At 48.7% G+C, this 18,217-nt stretch carries 17 protein-coding genes; 14 read left to right on the top strand and 3 right to left on the bottom strand.

Annotation, left to right across the window (positions count from 1 at the left end; genetic code table 11):
* Window positions 1-39: 39 nt before the first annotated feature.
* Window positions 40-1,023 carry an agmatinase gene (gene speB / locus LIN78_RS10305; protein ID WP_227180717.1) on the bottom strand — a complete coding sequence of 328 codons (984 nt, stop codon included), beginning with the start codon at window positions 1,021-1,023 and terminating at the stop codon, window positions 40-42.
* A 41-nt stretch (window positions 1,024-1,064) separates the two neighbouring features.
* A complete protein-coding gene (locus LIN78_RS10310) occupies window positions 1,065-2,162 on the bottom strand; it encodes an extracellular solute-binding protein (protein WP_227180718.1) in 1,098 nt (365 codons plus the stop codon).
* Window positions 2,163-2,336: 174 nt separating this feature from the next.
* Here LIN78_RS10310 and LIN78_RS10315 point away from each other — a divergent pair, with 174 nt between their 5' ends.
* From LIN78_RS10315 to LIN78_RS10345, 7 genes are all read left to right on the top strand, one after another.
* Window positions 2,337-3,203, top strand: coding sequence for a LysR family transcriptional regulator (locus LIN78_RS10315; RefSeq protein WP_227180719.1), 867 nt, complete (start codon window positions 2,337-2,339; stop codon window positions 3,201-3,203).
* 207 nt (window positions 3,204-3,410) lie between these two features.
* The gene (locus tag LIN78_RS10320; RefSeq protein WP_227180720.1) at window positions 3,411-4,886 is read left to right on the top strand and encodes a catalase; all 1,476 of its coding nucleotides are present in this window, start codon (window positions 3,411-3,413) and stop codon (window positions 4,884-4,886) included.
* Between the two features lie 118 nt (window positions 4,887-5,004).
* Window positions 5,005-5,622, top strand: a complete 618-nt coding sequence (locus tag LIN78_RS10325) for a CDP-alcohol phosphatidyltransferase family protein (protein WP_373307753.1) — start codon at window positions 5,005-5,007, stop codon at window positions 5,620-5,622.
* A gap of 10 nt (window positions 5,623-5,632) precedes the next feature.
* Window positions 5,633-6,247, top strand: a complete 615-nt coding sequence (locus LIN78_RS10330; RefSeq protein ID WP_227180722.1) for a lysophospholipid acyltransferase family protein — start codon at window positions 5,633-5,635, stop codon at window positions 6,245-6,247.
* A gap of 10 nt (window positions 6,248-6,257) precedes the next feature.
* The gene (locus LIN78_RS10335) at window positions 6,258-7,208 is read left to right on the top strand and encodes a phosphatidate cytidylyltransferase (RefSeq protein WP_227180723.1); all 951 of its coding nucleotides are present in this window, start codon (window positions 6,258-6,260) and stop codon (window positions 7,206-7,208) included.
* A 94-nt stretch (window positions 7,209-7,302) separates the two neighbouring features.
* Window positions 7,303-8,301: an extracellular catalytic domain type 1 short-chain-length polyhydroxyalkanoate depolymerase gene (locus LIN78_RS10340; RefSeq protein ID WP_227180724.1), complete on the top strand. Its 999-nt coding sequence runs from the start codon at window positions 7,303-7,305 to the stop codon at window positions 8,299-8,301.
* Between the two features lie 116 nt (window positions 8,302-8,417).
* Window positions 8,418-10,232 (top strand): DEAD/DEAH box helicase, encoded by a 1,815-nt coding sequence (locus LIN78_RS10345; RefSeq protein WP_227180725.1) that lies wholly within the window; start codon window positions 8,418-8,420, stop codon window positions 10,230-10,232.
* Between the two features lie 51 nt (window positions 10,233-10,283).
* Here the strand turns inward: LIN78_RS10345 and polA are convergent, their stop codons facing one another.
* A complete protein-coding gene (polA, locus tag LIN78_RS10350) occupies window positions 10,284-13,049 on the bottom strand; it encodes a DNA polymerase I (RefSeq protein WP_227180726.1) in 2,766 nt (921 codons plus the stop codon).
* 97 nt (window positions 13,050-13,146) lie between these two features.
* Between polA and LIN78_RS10355 the strand changes: the two genes are divergently transcribed.
* The 7 genes from LIN78_RS10355 (at window position 13,147) to LIN78_RS10385 (ending at window position 18,216) form a co-directional block, all read left to right on the top strand.
* Window positions 13,147-13,875 carry an LOG family protein gene (locus LIN78_RS10355; RefSeq protein ID WP_227180727.1) on the top strand — a complete coding sequence of 243 codons (729 nt, stop codon included), beginning with the start codon at window positions 13,147-13,149 and terminating at the stop codon, window positions 13,873-13,875.
* Complete coding sequence (locus tag LIN78_RS10360; protein WP_227180728.1) at window positions 13,872-14,219, top strand: DUF2782 domain-containing protein; 348 nt, start codon at window positions 13,872-13,874, stop codon at window positions 14,217-14,219. Before LIN78_RS10355 ends, LIN78_RS10360 begins: the two co-directional genes overlap by 4 nt.
* Before the next feature lie 7 nt (window positions 14,220-14,226).
* The gene (locus LIN78_RS10365; protein ID WP_227180729.1) at window positions 14,227-15,198 is read left to right on the top strand and encodes a homoserine kinase; all 972 of its coding nucleotides are present in this window, start codon (window positions 14,227-14,229) and stop codon (window positions 15,196-15,198) included.
* Between the two features lie 23 nt (window positions 15,199-15,221).
* Window positions 15,222-15,788 (top strand): sigma-70 family RNA polymerase sigma factor, encoded by a 567-nt coding sequence (locus LIN78_RS10370; RefSeq protein WP_227180730.1) that lies wholly within the window; start codon window positions 15,222-15,224, stop codon window positions 15,786-15,788.
* On the top strand, window positions 15,785-15,982 hold the full coding sequence (locus tag LIN78_RS10375; RefSeq protein WP_227180731.1) for an anti-sigma factor family protein: 198 nt from the start codon (window positions 15,785-15,787) through the stop codon (window positions 15,980-15,982). Before LIN78_RS10370 ends, LIN78_RS10375 begins: the two co-directional genes overlap by 4 nt.
* A gap of 237 nt (window positions 15,983-16,219) precedes the next feature.
* On the top strand, window positions 16,220-16,684 hold the full coding sequence (locus LIN78_RS10380) for a MarR family winged helix-turn-helix transcriptional regulator (protein ID WP_227180732.1): 465 nt from the start codon (window positions 16,220-16,222) through the stop codon (window positions 16,682-16,684).
* 116 nt (window positions 16,685-16,800) lie between these two features.
* Window positions 16,801-18,216 carry an HAD-IB family phosphatase gene (locus tag LIN78_RS10385; protein ID WP_227180733.1) on the top strand — a complete coding sequence of 472 codons (1,416 nt, stop codon included), beginning with the start codon at window positions 16,801-16,803 and terminating at the stop codon, window positions 18,214-18,216.
* The last annotated feature ends 1 nt before the right edge of the window (window position 18,217 follow it).

Here is an 18,217-nt window from a genome sequence, read left to right on the forward strand (position 1 = left end):
AATTTGCGTTGACGGGCCATCTTTACAATTCGACTTTTATTAAACCGCAGAAGCGACCTTTTTATTACGCATCACACAGAGTAAATCCTGTGCGATATGCGCAGCAGCAATCGCAGTAATCTCGCTTTGATCGTAAGACGGAGAGACTTCTACTACATCCATCCCGATGAGGTTCACTTGCTCCATGCCCCGAATAATCTCTAACGCTTGCGCAGAACTTAAACCACCCGCAACAGGCGTGCCGGTACCCGGTGCAAAAGCAGGGTCTAAGCAATCAATATCAAAGGTTAAGTAGGTTTGGTGTTCACCCACAATTTCCTTTACCTTTTTCACCACTGCTTGCGGGCCATTCGAATGCACCCACTGCGCATCTAGCACATTCATCCCCATAAAATCATCATTCCATGTTCGAATACCAATTTGCACCGAACGCTTAGGATCGATCAGCCCTTCTTGAATGGCTTTATAAAACATCGTGCCGTGATTTAAGCTATCTGGTGAATCATCTGGCCAGGTATCGCAATGCGCATCAAAGTGAATCAAACTTAATGGTGCGCCATATTGTTCTACATGCGCCTTAAGTAGTGGATAGGTGATGTAATGATCACCGCCAAACGTCAGCATCGTTGCCCCAGAAGCAAGGATGGTTCTCGCATGTTCCACAATGCTATTCATGATGGTATGTGGGTGATGCGCATCAAACCAGCAATCGCCATAATCCACCACGGCTAGATCATCAAACGGATCAAAGCCCCATGGGTAAGGTTTTAGCTCGGCCAACTGTACACTCGCCGCACGGATCGCAGCGGGGCCAAGCCGAGCACCCGGGCGAAAGGTGGTGGCTAAATCGAGCGGTACACCGCTAATTACCACATCGGCACCGGTTAAGTCCCTAGTGTAATTACGGCGCATAAAACTCAGCACGCCAGCGTAAGTATTTTCAATGGAACTACCATACAGACTAGTACGGCGAATCGCGCCATCACCATATACCGGATCTTTGGGTTGATTGGGTTGCGTCATTTCAGCTTACCTTTTTTATTCGTTTGATTGATGATGAAGCATTACTTAGCAGATTTAAAGCGATAGAAAAATTGTTGGCGTTTTAGCTGATACGCTTGCGGTGCAGACACGGATAACGCCAATTGGCGAATAGTGTCTGCGGGTAGATAAATTTTAGGATCATTGCGAATTTCAGGCCTCACGAATGCCGTTGCCGCCCCATTAGGATTCACAAACGATAGAAAGTTAGTTGTCTCCGCGGCAACTTTCGCTTCCATCATGTAGTTAATAAACCGATGGGCGTTATCAGGATGCGGCGCGTCTTTAGGAATGGCCATCATATCCATCCAGGCAGGAATCACTTGCTTCGGCAGCAGATAAGTCACGGTATCTTTACTGCCGACTTCTTTCGCCCGTTTTGCCGCTGTATACGCATCACCAGAATACATCATGGCCACGCACACATCGCCACCGCCAACAGGGTCTATCGGTGTCGAGTTAAACAAGCGAACATCCGCTCTGGCGGGTTGAATGACCTTCATCGCCGCATCGAGTGCCGTTAAATCAAACTTGCCACCGACAAGGCTTTTTCCTTGATACGCCAGCGCCATATTGCCAACATCCGTCGCCGCATCTAGGTAAGAAATTCCACATTTTTTTAGTTTGCTGGTGTAACGCGCATCAAATAGCAAAGCAAGCGGGTCTGCAGGCATTGGCATGCCCGCTAATGCCGCTTTTACCGCAGCAGGGCGAATCGCCACGCCAACCGTTCCCCAAACATAAGGCACACCATATCTGTTACCGGGGTCTACATCTGATGCTTTTCCCATCACGTTGCCATCTAAATTATGATAATTCGTCAGCTTCTTTTTATCGATGGGTAGATATAGCCCTGCCGCAATCTGCTTACTCACAAACTCCGAGGCAGGAAACACCACATCGTAACCGCTACGACCGGTTAACAATTTGGCTTGTAAGACTTCATTACTTTCAAACTTATCATAGATGATTTTAATACCGGTCTCTTTGGTAAAACGACTAAGCGCATCTGGCGCAAAATAATCTGCCCAAGCAAAAATATGTAACTCTGGCATTTCAGCGGCCTGCGTCACAGCAGATAACCCCGATAGCACCATTGCAGCGATTAAACGTAATTTCATCCGACCCTCTCCATTTGGTCTATATTGATCCGCCTCATTAGCCAAACTATTAGCAGATAGCCTCTACCTACCCATACATCGCTAACAAATGAGTGACATAACATGAATTTACGTTGACTCTCTATCTCGAGACAATTAGCATCACTGACACCCATATTAGTTTTTCTAATACCAATGAAGCCATTACTCCCACTCCCTCTTTTACAAGCATTCGAAGCGGCTGCCCGCCTAAAGAACTTTTCAAAAGCAGCAGATGAGATGGGTATTACGCAGTCGGCAATCAGCCAGCAAGTGAGAAAACTAGAAGATTTTGTTGGGCAAACCTTATTTACCCGATCAGGGAATGGCGTCGGCTTATCCGCCGCAGGGGAAGTACTATTTCAATCGGTTTATCAATCGCTACAACTGCTCAACCATGGATTAGAGCGTATTGAGCCGTATCGCGACCCGGCATCCGTCATTATTAACGTCCCAGCCGATGTCGCACATGGATGGTTGATTCCCAAATTACCACAACTGCGAAAAACCTTTCCCTCGCAAGAAATCTGGCTAACCATTCAAGAAACAACTGAAACGATCGACAGAATTGATGTAGACATTGCGATCACCCGTAAGCCCATCTTTCAAGAAGAGATTGAATGCACGCCATTATTAGAAGATGAATATATTGCCGTGTGTAGCCGGGAATGGGAGGCAGACCTCACCAGCAAAGGCTACCCCGGCATCTTGAACCATTCACCGCTACTATGCCTAGAACGTGATCCAACCTGGGGCGGCTTATTGGCAAGATCACAAAAAATTCATTACCAGCGCAGCATCACAAGTGACGACCCAAGGGTGTTGCTCGACGCTAGCTTACAATCTGCAGGCATCGCCTATTTGCCGAGACTCCTGTGCTTACCCTACTTAGCCACTGGCAAGCTCATTCACCTATCTCAAATCCCCTCTCAACTACGTGGCAGACTCTGGATTGCTAGGTCTCTACAACTACCTCGCACACCGATTGTAAATGAGGTTTTTGATTGGCTAGCCGCAAATTAGTTTTTTACTATCGAATTATTATTTACAATCAATTAGACCTATCATAATTCTCTCCGTAGACTTGCTCCATATTCACCGGAAACGAAGGAGCACACCATGTCTATCCGTACCCCAAAACATACTTACCAAACCTCTTGGTTAGAAACCTTGGCTGCACTTGCACAAGCTTACTAATTGAATTCACATAATAAATAGAGAGAACAGATCATGACTAAGCCAACACAATGCCCAGTAATGACCACCAGCGCAGGTGCGCCGATTGCGGATAACCAGAATAGTTTGTCAGCCGGCCCACGTGGCCCATTGTTAATGCAAGACTGGCAATTAATTGAAAAGCTAGCACATCAGAATCGCGAACGTATTCCAGAGCGCGTTGTGCATGCAAAAGGCTGGGGCGCCTACGGTACATTAACCATTACAAATGACATTAGCCAATACACCGTTGCAAAAGTCTTTAGTGAAATAGGGAAGAAAACCGAACTGATTGCACGTTTTTCTACCGTTGCGGGCGAACAAGGTGCGGCAGATGCAGAAAGAGATGTGCGCGGCTTCGGGATTAAGTTTTATACCGAAGAAGGTAACTGGGATTTGGTGGGTAACAACACACCGGTATTCTTTATTCGTGATCCGTTGAAGTTCCCAGACTTTATTCGCACCCAAAAACGCCACCCTGCGACAAACCTTCGCTCGAATACCGCCGCATGGGATTTCTGGAGCCATAGCCCTGAATCGCTTCATCAAGTCACCATATTGATGAGTGATCGTGGTATTCCGGCTAGCCCACGCTTTATGAATGGTTACGGCAGCCATACCTTTAGCTTCTGGAATGCAAACGGCGAACGTTTCTGGGTGAAGTTTCACTTTAAAACGAAGCAAGGCCAACATACCTTGAGCAATGAAGAAGCGACTGCGATCATCGGTAAAACGCGTGAAAGTTACCAAGAAGATTTATACGGCGCAATCGCTCGTGGCGACCATCCCAAATGGACGATGTACGTACAAGTGATGCCAGAAAAAGAGGCCGAAACCACACCGTACAACCCATTTGATTTGACCAAAGTATGGCCACATAGCGATTACCCATTGATTGAAGTCGGTGTGATGGAGCTAAACCGCAATGCGGCGAACTACTTTGCCGAGATCGAACAACTCGCGTTGTCACCATCTAATATTGTGCCGGGCATTGGCTTTAGCCCAGATAAAGTATTGCAAGCCCGTGTGTTTAGCTACGCAGATGCGCACCGTTATCGCTTGGGAACGCACTACGAGAGTTTACCGGTTAACCGTCCGAAATGCCCGGTTCATCACTATCACAAAGATGGCTCGATGAACCCTTACGGACAAGATTATGCGCAAATGACAGGACACCCAGATGCGTATTACGAACCCAATAGCTTTGGTGGGGCGACTCAAAACCCTGCGGTGGCAGAACCACCGTTGGCGATTAACCTCGAAGCAGCGCGTTGGAATCATCGTGATGCAAGTGGATCGGGAGATGACTATTACAGCCAGCCTCGCGCCCTTTGGAAATTGTTTGATGCAGCACATCAGGCACGCGTTTGCGCCAACATTGCTGGCAGTATGGCTGGGGTACCAGATTTCATCGTAGAACGTGCATTAGCCCACTTCGATCAAATTGACCCTGCTTACGGTGCTGGAATTCGAAAAGCACTAGGCAAATAACTAGCACACGCCCCTCTTAATGCGAGTAAGCAGCATAAGAGGGGCGTGGCTAATAGTCGCCACCACGTAGCGCTTACAGTACAATTGCATACCTTCATGACAAGGAAGTATGCAATTGATCAGCATCTATCAGTTAAAACCCGCCTTTCAGTCACTTTTACGCCCTTTTGTTCGCCAACTAGCGGCCATTGGCGTGACAGCCAATACAGTCACCCTCTTCGCCTGGCTGATTTCCGTCTTGCTGGGTACTTTTCTATTTTTTGCCAAACCGGCAGCACATTGGTTTTTACTCGTCCCGCTGTGGATGCTACTTCGCATGGCGTTAAATGCCGTGGATGGCATGCTAGCGAGAGAGTTCAACCAAAAAAGCGCCCTCGGTGCGTACTTGAATGAACTCACCGATGTAGTAGCGGATGCCGCCCTCTTCCTTCCTTTTGCCCTCATCTCTCCATTTAGCGTGTGGTCGGTTGGTGTGGTCATTTGGCTAGCAGCCGTTTCTGAAATGACGGGCGCGCTTGGCCCGATGATTGGCGCCCCCAGACAATACGATGGCCCAATGGGGAAGAGCGATCGCGCGTTTATTTTTGGCTTATTAGGCTTATTAATCGGCTTAAACATCCCTCTGCCACAATGGGTGACATGGGTGTTGCCGGCATGTGCGCTGCTCATGGTGCTAAACATCGTTAACCGAATTCGTAGTGGTTTACGACATAGCCAATCCGCTAGCAAGCAATGAGGAAACCGCCATGATCAATCGCTTCATTGCTGGTGGATTTTGCTGGTTTGCGCGTTTACTCACTGGCTTAACCGCCAATTGGATCGGCACCGAACCCAACAAAGTAGCACGAATCTACTACGCCAATCACAGTAGTCATGGTGACTTTTTGCTCATCTGGGCCAGCCTACCAGATGTGCTTCGCCCCTATACCCGCCCCGTCGCTGGTAAAGATTATTGGGACAAAGGGCCAATTCGTCGCTTTCTTATCCAGCAAATTTTTCATGGCGTCTTGCTAGATAGAAGCAACCCGCGCGAAGCAGCAAAGGGGCTGGATGTAATGGCCAAAGTGCTAGATGGTGGGGAATCGCTCATTTTATTCCCGGAGGGCACCCGCAATCAGGGGACCGAACTCCAACCGTTTAAAGGTGGTATCCACCATTTAGCGCAACTCCGGCCAGAAATCGAGTTAGTCCCCGTCTGGATTGAAAACATTGGCAGGGTCATGCCAAAAGGCACCTTTGTACCCGTGCCACTGCTATGCAGCATCCGGTATGGTGCGCCACTGTTACTCCAAGAAAATGAGTCGAAAAAAGAATTCCTGACTCGCCTAGAAAATGCCCTCAAGGCACTTTCCGCCCAATAATGTAGAGAAAATGATGCTCGATACCTTGTTAGCCAATCCGGTCTCCCAAATCTTTGTTGGGGCGTTTGCCTTACTCATTATTTTTAGTGCCATTGGCGCTGGTTTAAAATGGGGAATAGCCAAAGGCAAACCGCATAATGTCATTGATAATATGAATAGCCGCACCAAAGCTTGGTGGGTGATGGTCGGGTTACTTGCCGTCACTTTTTGGCAAGGTCGCAATGCCATCATCGCATTATTTGCGCTGATTTCTTTTCAATGCCTGCGAGAATACCTATCACTTATCCAAACCAGACGTGGCGATTACCGTGCCATGTTGTGGGTATTCTTTTGCTTCTTACCCCTTCAGTATTACCTTATCTGGGATGACTGGTATGGTCTCTATAGCATCTTCATTCCGGTCTACGGCTTTTTGCTTTTGCCAATCTCTGCGTCCCTTGGCAAAGACGTCACCCAATTTTTAGATCGCGCAGCAAAAATCCAATGGGGGCTGATGATCTGCGTGTACTGTCTATCGCACATTCCTGCGCTGCTTACCTTGCATATCCCCGGCTATCCACGCCCAGAACTGCTGATTCTATTTTTGCTGTTTGTGGTGCAGTCGAGCGACGTGTTCCAGTACGTGTGGGGGAAGCTACTCGGCAAACACAAACTCTCCCCTGCTATTTCGCCCTCTAAAACGGTAGAAGGGTTAATTGGCGGCGTATTTACCGCGACCTTAGTTGGCATGTCACTCTGGTGGGCCACCCCATTTACACCGCTTCAAGCTGCACTAATTGCACTCACCATTAACATCCTTGGTTTCTTTGGTGGTTTTGTTCTTTCTGCCATCAAGCGTGATCGGGGCGTAAAAGACTGGGGGGATCTAATTGAAGGCCATGGCGGCATGTTAGACCGGGTCGATTCGCTCAGCTTTGCGGCACCAGTGTTCTTTCACATCATCCGTTACTGGTGGGTTTAAGACAGATTGTTACAAGCCGTCACAAAATGTCATTTGAATTTTTCACGCCGCCTTATTAGCATACCAATCAAAGAAAAACGGCGGGACGGGAAAGATGAAACGGATACACACCTACTTGGTTGGCGGCTTAATTAGCTTAGTTAGCCTTGTCTCTATCGCAGGGCCACTAAGAGACCTCATTGCAGAGCGGGTAAAAGAGCGACGCGAAACAAGGCAAAACGAAGCAAGCGCGGGCAGTACCACCACAGTAGAGATGCGTTTTGATGGCAGAAACCGCACGTTTACCATCCATCTTCCCAAAGGATATAACCCATCCAAAAACACTCCGCTAGTACTGGCATTTCATGGTGGCGGCGGTAGCATGGAATTTATGGGCAAGGACAGTAACTATCACCTGATTAGCAAAAGCGATAGTGCCGGTTTTATTCTCGCCTTACCCAATGGCGTCGGTACAATTGGCGACAAACTTGCCACTTGGAACGCAGGCCGCTGTTGCGGTAAAGCCAGAGATGAAAACGTGAATGATGTGGGCTTTGCCAAAGCCGTTGTCGAATACATGAAGCAGCACTACAGCGTGGATGCTCGCCGCGTCTACGCCATCGGGATGTCTAACGGTGGGATGATGAGCCACCGTCTAGCCTGCGAAGCGAGTGATGTCTTCACCGCCATTGCATCTGTTGCCGGCACCGACAATACCACTAGTTGCAATCCAAGCCGCCCTATCCCGATTCTGCACATCCACGCCAAAGATGATGATCACGTACTGTATAACGGCGGCGCAGGCGAAGGCGCCTTCAGAGACGAATCGAAAGTCACCGACTTCACCTCTGTGCCACAAACCATTAACAACTGGGCAAGCCGAAATCGCTGCTCTTCTGCCCCCGCTAAACGTACCCTCACCGTTGCAGGCGCGTACTGTGAAGATCGTACCGGCTGCGCAGGCGATGCGACGGTCAGACTCTGCGCTACCGACACGGGCGGGCACTCTTGGCCGGGCGGCGGGCAAACCCGATCAGACAAAGCTGGCCCCAGCCAAGCCATTTCAGCGAATGACGAGATCTGGAGGTTTTTTGGTCAGGTGCCGATGAAGTAAAACGATACTGCCGCAATAATCAAACATTCAGCTTTCAAATGTCTTATAGCACTGGCATTTTTTAAAACATCCTCTACACTTAGTCCATTGTATTAATCAAATGTACTTTGGACTAAGTGGCAACCCTCATCCCCAACCTCAATAGCAGCCTTGGCAGAATGACCAATGGCGAAAAACGTTTCGCACGCCGATTAGAATCGCTACTAGAAGAAGATTACCTTTGCTGGTACGACGTTACCGTTGGCGTCAAACGTCGGCGCCCTGACTTTCTGATTCTGAATCCGCATCGCGGTCTGCTTGCGCTGGAAGTCAAAGACTGGAAGCGCGACAGTATTTTGCGAATTGATCCGCAATTAGTCGAAGCAAACTTTAATGGCAAACTCGTCAAAGAACCGAATCCGCTATTAAAAGCACGTGACTTTATTCAAGTAACTGGGGAAGCATTAAAAGCAGATCCACTCCTGTGCTTTCCACCGGATAGCAAATACGCAGGCAAGCTTTGCATGCCGTACGGTCATGGGGTTGTGCTGCCAAATATTACCCGCTCTGTTTTCGATCAGTCCGGTTTAGCAGAAGTGCTTACCTCACACTTAGTCATTTGCCAAGATGAAATGACAGAGTCCGTAGAAGCAGAAACCTTCCAGCAAAGACTGTGGCAAATGTTCAGCCAACCATTCCGCTGCATGCTCACGCTCCCGCAAATCGACCGTATCCGCTGGCGGCTTTTCCCCGATGTGCGCATTAGCGCACATCAGGGATCGTTATTTGAGAGCGCCACCCAAATTGCCGACGCAAGCGCCTTGCCTGAGTTAGTTCGCGTGATGGACATTCAGCAAGAACAACTCGCCAGAAGCCTAGGCGAAGGGCATCGTGTTATTCATGGCGTGGCAGGCTCTGGCAAAACCATGATTCTTGGCTACCGTGCAGAATATTTGGCAAAAACCGCTACCAAGCCGATTCTCATCTTGTGTTTTAACCGTGCCCTCGCCCAAAAACTAAGCGTCTGGATGGCAGAAAAAGGATTATCGCAAAACGTCGTCGTGCGCACCTTCCACCGCTGGTGTCAGGATATGCAAACCACCTACCAGTTAGCCAAACCGCCGGCGGGAGATGGTTATTACGATGCACTAGTGCAAACCGTGATTGATGGCGTCAATCAGAAACAAGTCCCAGCAGGGCAATACAGCGCCTTACTCGTTGATGAAGGACATGATTTCCAGCCAGAATGGTTCCGGCTGATTGTGCAAATGGTCGATCCAGACAGTAATGCGCTGATGGTGTTATACGATAGTGCTCAGGATATTTACCAAAAACGCCGCAAGAATAAATTCAGTTTTGCCAGCGTAGGTATTCAGGCGGTGGGGCGTACCACTATCTTGAAACTCAATTACCGAAATACAGCAGAAGTGCTCGCGGTTGCTCATGCGTTTGCCAGTGAAGTCATGACGCCTGAAGAGGCAAGCGAAGATGGCACACCACTGGTTTCACCAGAAACCGCAGGCAGACACGGCCCCGTACCAGAGTTTATCCAGTTACCCACCTTTAATAGTGAAGTCCGCTATTTGGCAGATCGTTTTACCGGCGCCCATGCGGATGGACTACGGTGGGAGGACATGGCGGTGCTAGCCTATAGCAACCGCCACCTCGATCAAATTCTCGATATGTTCAAATCGTCCAACATCCCGGTCAAAAAAGACCAAACGGACGCAGGCGTTTCTCTGCTCACCCTACACAGCAGCAAAGGACTAGAGTTTCCCCTAGTCGGGATCGCCGGGATTGGAGAATTACCCTACGCCAGCCACGATGCTGCAGAACAAGCACGGGTACTGTATGTTGGGATGACGAGGGCAATGGATCAATTGGTGATGACGAGTAGCAAGGAATCAGAGTTTAGCGAGAAGGTGCGCGCTGTGTGTAGCAGCATTTCGTAAACGACGCCCCCCAATCTTTGCGATGCTACACACAAAGATTGGGGGGCTCTCTCAATGCGCCGCTTCCCAGTTTTCACCGACTCCCACTTCTGCCAGTAGCGGTACGCGCAAGCTAGCAGCACCGGCCATCAGTTCTGGCAGTTTGGTTTTTACCAATTCAAGTTCTGCATCTGGCACTTCCAGCACCAGTTCATCGTGTACCTGCATAATGAGGCGGGTGGTGAGTTTTTCTGTGGTTAGCCAACTATCCACCGCTATCATCGCGAGTTTGATCAGGTCGGCGGCGGTGCCTTGCATTGGGGCATTGATCGCAGCACGTTCGGCACCTTGGCGGCGCATCACGTTAGCGGCTTTGATTTCTGGTAACCATAGCCTACGGCCAAATACCGTTTCGACATAGCCTTGGTCTCGTGCGGCATGGCGGGTGCGCTCCATATAGTCTTTTACGCCAGGGTAGCGTTGGAAGTAGCGGTCGATAAAGCCTTGCGCGGTGCCACGGTCAATTTCTAGCTGAGAAGCCAGTCCAAAAGCGGACATACCGTAAATCAGGCCGAAGTTAATGGTTTTAGCGTAGCGGCGCTGGTCGCTCGTCACCTCCTCTACCGCCACACCAAACACTTCGGATGCCGTTGCACGGTGCACATCCTGCCCATCGGCAAACGCAGCCAACAGCCCAGGGTCTTCCGACAAATGCGCCATGATGCGGAGTTCGATTTGCGAATAGTCGGCACTCACTATCTGGTAGCCAGCCGGGGCAACAAACGCTTCACGAATACGGCGACCTTCTGCAGTACGCACCGGAATGTTCTGCAAGTTAGGTTCGTTGCTAGACAAGCGGCCTGTCACCGCTACTGCTTGCGCGTAGTTGGTGTGTACACGGCCGGTCGCAGCATTGACCATTAGCGGCAGTTTATCGGTGTAAGTCGATTTCAGTTTGCTGAGCGTACGGTTTTCCAGCAGCAGTTTCGGTAGCGGGTAATCTAGTGCCAGTTTTTGCAGCACTTCTTCATCGGTAGAAAAACCACCACTCGCGGTTTTCTTTACATCCTTGGTCGGGATGCCCAACTTTACAAACAAGATTTCCTGCAGCTGTTTTGGCGAATTCAGGTTAAACGGTTGCCCGGCAATCTCATATGCTTTTTGCTCTAACTCCAGCAAACGAGTGCCGATTTCATGGCTTTGACGTGCCAACTTGCCGGTATCTAGCAATACGCCTTGGCGTTCTATTCGGCACAAGATTTCTGACACTGGCAATTCTAGCTGGCGATAAACGTAGTCCAGTTCTTTCGATTTGTTGAGTGATGCTTGGAAATGCTGCACCAGCCGCAAGGTGATGTCAGCATCTTCTGCCGCATACTTGGCTGCGTCTTCAATACTCACTTGGGCAAACGGGATTTGCTTCGCGCCTTTGCCGCAGAGTTCTTCGTACTTTATGGTGGTTTCGCCCAGATACTTCTCGGCCAAATCATCCATATTGTGTGGCTCGTTACTGGCCAGCACGTACGATTGCAGCATACTGTCTTCTGCCACACCGCCCAGCGTAATGCCGTGGTTGGCAAATACGTGGCGATCGTACTTCAGGTTTTGGCCAGCTTTCGGGTACTGATTGCCTTCTAGCCAAGGACGCAAGGTAGTTAGTACTTTGTCTAACGCAAGTTGCTCGGGTGCGCCGGGGTAGCTATGCCCAATCGGGATATACGCAGCTTCGTAAGGCGTCACCGCAAAAGAGATTCCGACAATTCGTGCGACCATGCTGTCTAGGCTATCGGTTTCGGTATCTACCGCAGATAATGATGCACTCGTTAGTTTCGTCACCCAAGCGGCTAATTGTTCAGTCGTCAGGATGGTTTCATAGCGGCGTTCTTGCGGCACTACCGGTGCGGCAACGGGGGTTGCGGCAAACAAATCGCCCATTTCGCCTGCGGCCAATTCCACTGGCGCGGTTTGACCATCCGCTAACACCACCGCGCCCGCCTCTTCCAGCTCTCGGCTCCAGGTATTAAACCCGCAACGGCGGAATAGCGTTAATAGTTCATTGGCTGCAACCGGACGGTTGGTGAGGTCAGCCCAGGTTTCTTTGAGCTCAACATCGCATTTAATGGTAATCAGTTGGCGGCCCATGGGTAGCCAATCCAGTGCGTCGCGCAGGTTCTGGCCTACCACACCCCCTACTTCTGTAGCACGGCTCATCAGGGTGGCCAGATCACCAAACTCGGTTAGCCATTTCACAGCGGTTTTGGGGCCGCACTTGGTCACGCCCGGTACGTTATCGACCGTGTCACCAATGAGCGTTAGGTAATCAATAATGCGGTTAGGTGGCACACCAAACTTGCCCACCACACCCGCTTCGTCTAGCACCTCGTTACTCATGGTGTTGACTAGTCGAATCTTGTCATTCACCAGCTGCGCCATATCTTTATCACCGGTAGAGACGATCACCTCCATCCCTTCCGCTGCACCTTTATGTGCCAATGTGCCGATCACGTCATCGGCCTCTACGCCGGGCTCGATAATGACCGGGAACCCCATTGCACGGATGATGTCATGTAAGGGTTCGATCTGTTCGCGTAAATCATCCGGCATAGGAGGCCGCTGTGCCTTATACTGTGGGTATAGGTCATCGCGAAAAGTCTTGCCCTTGGCATCAAACACCACGATGCTATGTTCAGAAGGGTAATCTTTTTGTAGGCGTTTTAGCATATTCACTACGCCATAGATGGCCCCTGTAGGCTGGCCGGTTTTGGCACGGAGGTCTGGCATGGCATGAAATGCCCGATACAGATACGAAGAACCATCCACCAACACCAGTTTTTTCATTTTTCAGCCTACTTTCTGGCCAGTAATTACTGACCTGATGATACAAATAACAACAACAGGGCTTTGCTAGCCAACGAGATAAGAAAAGGAGCAAACCATGAGTTTACAGGACAAACTACCTAAAGTGCTCGATCCTGCTGCTCAGCAGAAACCGTATTCTGCCAAAGAATCTTGGCGGTTGATGGAAATTCTGTCCGAATTTGTGGAGGGCATCGAGAAACTTACCCGCGTGCTTCCGGCGGTTAGCATTTTTGGTTCGGCCAGAACCAAACCTGATCATCAATTTTATAAGCTCACCGAAGATATTGCTCGTCGATTATCCGATTCGGGCTTTTCGGTCATTTCTGGTGGTGGGCCAGGCATTATGGAAGCGGCCAATAAAGGCGCTTTTGCGGGAAAATCACCCTCTATTGGATTAAACATCTTGTTACCGCATGAACAGAGCGGCAACCCTTACCAAGATGTGAGCATTAACTTTAAGTTTTTCTTTGCGCGCAAAGTGATGTTTGTGAAGCACGCCACCGCTTATGTGGTGATGCCTGGCGGCTTTGGCACGTTAGATGAACTATCAGAAGCGTTAACGCTTATCCAGACCGGTAAAGCGAAAAAAATCCCCGTGATTTTGGTCGGCAGCGAATTCTGGAAAGGTCTGGTACACTGGTTTGGCGAAACGCTAGTCAATGAACGCATGATTAATCCGGATGATATGAACCTGATTCATGTGACGGATGACCCTGCGAAAGTCGTCGAACTTATCTTTAACCATTACGAATCACGCAGTCGAAGTCAAAATTTGACGGAACGTGCATCGACATTCTCTTTATGAACTTTCACAAGACATTTATACTCTCGGCTGCGTTTATCGTAGCTACCGGGGCGCAGGCAAAATCTGCGCCCGCACTACCCCCAGATGCACCGCCCCTACCGGATGTGCCACCACCGGAGTTGACGGTAGATATTACCGATGAACCTGCAATTGTCAGCACCCGTAAAGGCGACCTGCTGGAGGAAAAATTCATCCGCCGCGGCAAGGTTTACCTGATCAAGGTTACGCCAGATAACCGTCCGCCGTATTACATGGCAGACGAAGAAGGCAAAGGCGATTTTGTTAAGAAAGACAATATCGACCCAAGCATGTGGAAACCAAACTGGCTAAATCAGCCGCAGTGAGTATTTTATGTCTGTTTTTACCCCGGTAAGCGATGCAGAACTGTCTGCATGGCTTCAACAGTATGAGTTAGGCGAACTAAGCAGCTTGCAAGGCATTTTGGCTGGTATCGATAATAGTAATTTCTTTGTGACCACCTCTGGTGCAAATGCAGGAAAATACGCTAACCAAAGTCGTTTTGTCTTAACGCTTTTCGAAAACTTAAAAGCGGAGCAGCTGCCATACAACCTAGAGTTGATGGAGCATTTGGCCAACGCTGGTTTACCAGTGCCAGCACCAATCCGTAACCGGGACAATATCTATCTAGGCACACTGAACGGCAAACCTGCTTCGCTGGTGACCCGCATGAAAGGTGATTGGTCTGATAGCCCAAGCGTGGCACGCTGTGCAGCCGTTGGTGATATGCTGGCAAAGATGCACGTCTCTGGCCAAGGCTATAGCAAGCAACGTGAAAACACCCACGGCAATAGCTGGCGTATTCGTACGGCGATTGCGGTTTCTCGCTTTCTGACCGATGCAGAACTTGGCTTGATGGAAACCGAAGTTGCGCTACAAGCAACATTTGACCGTAGCCACCTGCCGGTTGGTGCGATTCATGCGGATCTATTCCGCGATAACGTGCTATTTGAAGGTGAAGCCATTGGCGGAGTGATCGACTTCTATTTCGCCTGTACCGATACCTTGATGTACGACGTGGCCATTACCGTGAATGATTGGTGTATGGGCAGCGATTACCAATTTGACATGGCGAAGTACGATGCCTTCTTACGTGCTTATCAAGCGGTTCGCACCTTTACCAAAGAAGAAGTAGAAGCATGGGATATGATGCTGCGCGCTGCGGCATTACGCTTCTGGCTATCTCGTTTGTACGATTACTTCTTGCCAAGACCTGCGGAATTAAACCAACCGAAAGACCCAAGACACTTCCATCGTATCTTGTCTCGATTGGTTCAAGGCACGCCTGCAATTCCTACGTGTTGATTTTTCTCTATACGGGTAAGTGAATGGATCTTCAAGCACTAGAAAATCACCGGACTTACCTGTATCGATATGCTCTCTTGCAACTCCGCGACCCTGAGCAAGCGGAAGATGTCACGCAGGAAACGCTACTTGCAGCACTCGAACAAGCCGATAAGTTTGAGGGAAAGTCTTCCCTCAAAACTTGGCTCACAGGCATTCTTAAATTCAAAATTATCGATTTAATTCGCTTAAAGCAAAAAGAACCGACCGCAACAGAAACCGAGCAAGACAATCTGGCGGGGCTTGGTGAATTAGAAGAGCTTTTTGATGAGCGCGGTCACTGGGCAGCACCCGGCGTATCCGATTGGGCAAAGCCAGAAAGCGCCATGAGTAATAGCCAGTTCTGGCAATTGTTTGAGTGGTGCTTAGCCAAATTACCCTTAAAAACCGCCCAAGCATTTATGATGCGTGAAGTAATGGGGATTGAACTCGCAGATATTTGTAAGGATTTGGAGATTACCGCGACTAATGGATCAGTACTACTGTATCGCGCGCGGATGGGCTTAAGAACCTGTCTGAATGAAAAATGGTTTGCAGGAGAAGCCCAATGAGACCACTAAAAAGCTGCCGCAAAGCGACTTTTTTACTCTCTTGCAAACGAGATAGGCCGCTAACCACCACCGAAACCGTATGGCTAAAAATTCATCTAGCCATGTGCATTCATTGCAGACGCTTTGGCAAGCAAATCGACCACCTAGGTTCGATTGCCAATCTGTTTCCTGAATCCTCAGAAAAATCCAGATAAAAAAATGCCCTACCGGTGGGCAGGGCATTCAAAATAAAGTCCATTCCAATTCAGTTGACTAAACTGAGGCAAGTTGCTACTGCAGTGGGGTATTCATTCTCAAAGCAGTAGTTTGTATTCTACTGCGCACACTTACATTTGGACAAATGCTTTTTTAACGTAAATTTAAAATTTGTCATCCATACCACACATACGTGCGTTATTATCTTAAGCATTACTCATAAGTAGATTTGAAAAATGTCCGAGAGTCTAGACATTATTGCCTTAAAGAAATTTCGCATGATCTTCAAAAGTGTGCGCTCACACTTTCATGAAGTAGAGCAGCAGTGCGGTGTGAGTGGCTCACAGTTATGGTTGCTATCCTGCTTAAAAAAGAAAGATAAACAGCGCGTCACTGAACTTGCGAATGCACTATCCATCCATCAGTCTACCGCCAGTAATTTGATTGAAAAAATGGTGCGAGAAGGCCTTGTTAAGAAAGAAAAATCGCTTGCTGATCAACGAGTAACACTCATTTCTCTAAGTGACCTAGGTTTAAGCGTTGTGTCCAAGGCTCCTGGCCCTGCAGAAGGCATTTTACCTGCGACGCTAAAAACACTTTCCGCTACCGAATTACATCAAATTTGCCAATCTTTAGATTTGATTTTATCGAAGATGGACATTGATCCTGCCGCTGGCCAGACCCCTCTTTCGGATCTTTAATCCGACGCTACTGTCTAAATTGCTTCCATGTGCATACAAATGAACTAGCCTTGACGGCTAGCTAGTTTGTATAGCAGTATAAAAATATATTTGTACAAATACATTTGGAGGCAATCATGTTAGCAACAGTCGTAATCCCTGCACTTAACGAAGAATTGAGGATTGCCGAAGTTGTTCAGTTTGCCACTGCGAGCAAGTTAGTCGGCGAGGTATTGGTTATCGATGACGGCTCTACGGATGCAACCGCCATTAGGGCCAAAGAAAATGGCGCCTATGTCATTACTAGCTCATTACTAGGAAAAGGCGCATCCATGGCAGATGGATTGGCACATGCCCATTTTGATCTGATTTTGTATCTTGATGGTGATCTAGCTGGTTTAAAAGATGGATTAATTGAGCAACTACTTTACCCGCTATTGATTGGTAGTGCGGATTTCGTCAAAGCAGCCTTTGGCCGTGCCGGTGGGCGAGTAACTGAACTGACGGCCAAGCCGCTAATTCGCACCTTCTTTCCAGAATTGGCACATTACAAACAACCATTAGGCGGCATTATTGCTGCCCGTAGATCGGTATTAGAAACCTTAAAATTTGAAGATGATTACGGCGTGGATGTCGGCTTATTGTTAGATGCCTCCTTAAAAAACGTCAAAATTGCGGAAGTGGAAATTGGTCGTATCGAACACGATAGCCAATCGTTAGAAAATCTCTCGCGCATGGCCGACCAAGTCAGTCGCACCATTTTCCGTTATGCACAAGAAGCGGGGCGTTTTACACAAGAACAAGTGAGCGAGGTAGTCGAGTCTGAACGTCATCTAGAAGCAGAAATTGACCGTGCTGCCATCGCTAGTAGCAAGCACCCAAAAATTGCTATTTTTGACATGGACGGCACCTTAACGAGTGGACGATTTGTACAGCATCTGGCTGCAAAATGCGGCAAAGCTGAAGAATTGGCTTCTTTACTAGACCATTCAGACCTAGACAGCATTACACGCAGTAACTCCATTGCACGCTTGTTTAGAGGCGTACCGAAGCAGATCTTTTTAGAAGTTGCAAAAGAGATCCCTCTCAATCGCCATGCGATTGAGACGATCAAAATTCTCAGACAAAACGGCTACACAGTTGGTGTGGTGAGTGATAGCTACTACATTGCGACTGAAACCCTTAGAAAGCGTGTTTTCGCTGACTTTGCTCTCGGTCATTTATTGCAATTCAGAAATGATATTTGCACAGGTGGCCTACGCCTCAATCCGGTATTTGAAATGGACAGCGGTGGGTGCGGTAAGCACAAGCACTGTAAGAGCAATGTGCTACGTCAATTAGCCGAGCTGCGTCACCAACCATTTGAAAACCAGATTGCGATTGGAGACAACCTGAACGATCTTTGCATGCTAGAGATGGCAGATGTTGGCTTTGCTTATGATCCGAAGCACGACTCACTTCGTGAAGCGCCGATTCAAGTGATTCACGATCTTTATACCATCGTGTCTCATCTCGATTTAAACACCGACATTCACGCAACAGGAGAAGCATAGA

It is taken from the genome of Leeia speluncae (assembly GCF_020564625.1).
GTDB classification, from domain to species: domain Bacteria; phylum Pseudomonadota; class Gammaproteobacteria; order Burkholderiales; family Leeiaceae; genus Leeia; species Leeia speluncae.

What these genes read in the sequence shown, in the direction of transcription:
- LIN78_RS10380 (WP_227180732.1), top strand. Translation starts at nt 16,220, where the DNA reads ATGTCCGAGAGTCTAGACATTATTGCCTTAAAGAAATTTCGCATGATC.
- LIN78_RS10365 (WP_227180729.1), top strand. Translation starts at nt 14,227, where the DNA reads ATGTCTGTTTTTACCCCGGTAAGCGATGCAGAACTGTCTGCATGGCTT.
- LIN78_RS10320 (WP_227180720.1), top strand. Translation starts at nt 3,411, where the DNA reads ATGACTAAGCCAACACAATGCCCAGTAATGACCACCAGCGCAGGTGCG.
- LIN78_RS10370 (WP_227180730.1), top strand. Translation starts at nt 15,222, where the DNA reads ATGGATCTTCAAGCACTAGAAAATCACCGGACTTACCTGTATCGATAT.
- LIN78_RS10355 (WP_227180727.1), top strand. Translation starts at nt 13,147, where the DNA reads ATGAGTTTACAGGACAAACTACCTAAAGTGCTCGATCCTGCTGCTCAG.
- LIN78_RS10330 (WP_227180722.1), top strand. Translation starts at nt 5,633, where the DNA reads ATGATCAATCGCTTCATTGCTGGTGGATTTTGCTGGTTTGCGCGTTTA.
- speB (WP_227180717.1), bottom strand. Translation starts at nt 1,023, where the DNA reads ATGACGCAACCCAATCAACCCAAAGATCCGGTATATGGTGATGGCGCG.
- LIN78_RS10340 (WP_227180724.1), top strand. Translation starts at nt 7,303, where the DNA reads ATGAAACGGATACACACCTACTTGGTTGGCGGCTTAATTAGCTTAGTT.
- LIN78_RS10360 (WP_227180728.1), top strand. Translation starts at nt 13,872, where the DNA reads ATGAACTTTCACAAGACATTTATACTCTCGGCTGCGTTTATCGTAGCT.
- LIN78_RS10375 (WP_227180731.1), top strand. Translation starts at nt 15,785, where the DNA reads ATGAGACCACTAAAAAGCTGCCGCAAAGCGACTTTTTTACTCTCTTGC.
- LIN78_RS10335 (WP_227180723.1), top strand. Translation starts at nt 6,258, where the DNA reads ATGATGCTCGATACCTTGTTAGCCAATCCGGTCTCCCAAATCTTTGTT.
- polA (WP_227180726.1), bottom strand. Translation starts at nt 13,049, where the DNA reads ATGAAAAAACTGGTGTTGGTGGATGGTTCTTCGTATCTGTATCGGGCA.
- LIN78_RS10385 (WP_227180733.1), top strand. Translation starts at nt 16,801, where the DNA reads ATGTTAGCAACAGTCGTAATCCCTGCACTTAACGAAGAATTGAGGATT.
- LIN78_RS10315 (WP_227180719.1), top strand. Translation starts at nt 2,337, where the DNA reads ATGAAGCCATTACTCCCACTCCCTCTTTTACAAGCATTCGAAGCGGCT.
- LIN78_RS10310 (WP_227180718.1), bottom strand. Translation starts at nt 2,162, where the DNA reads ATGAAATTACGTTTAATCGCTGCAATGGTGCTATCGGGGTTATCTGCT.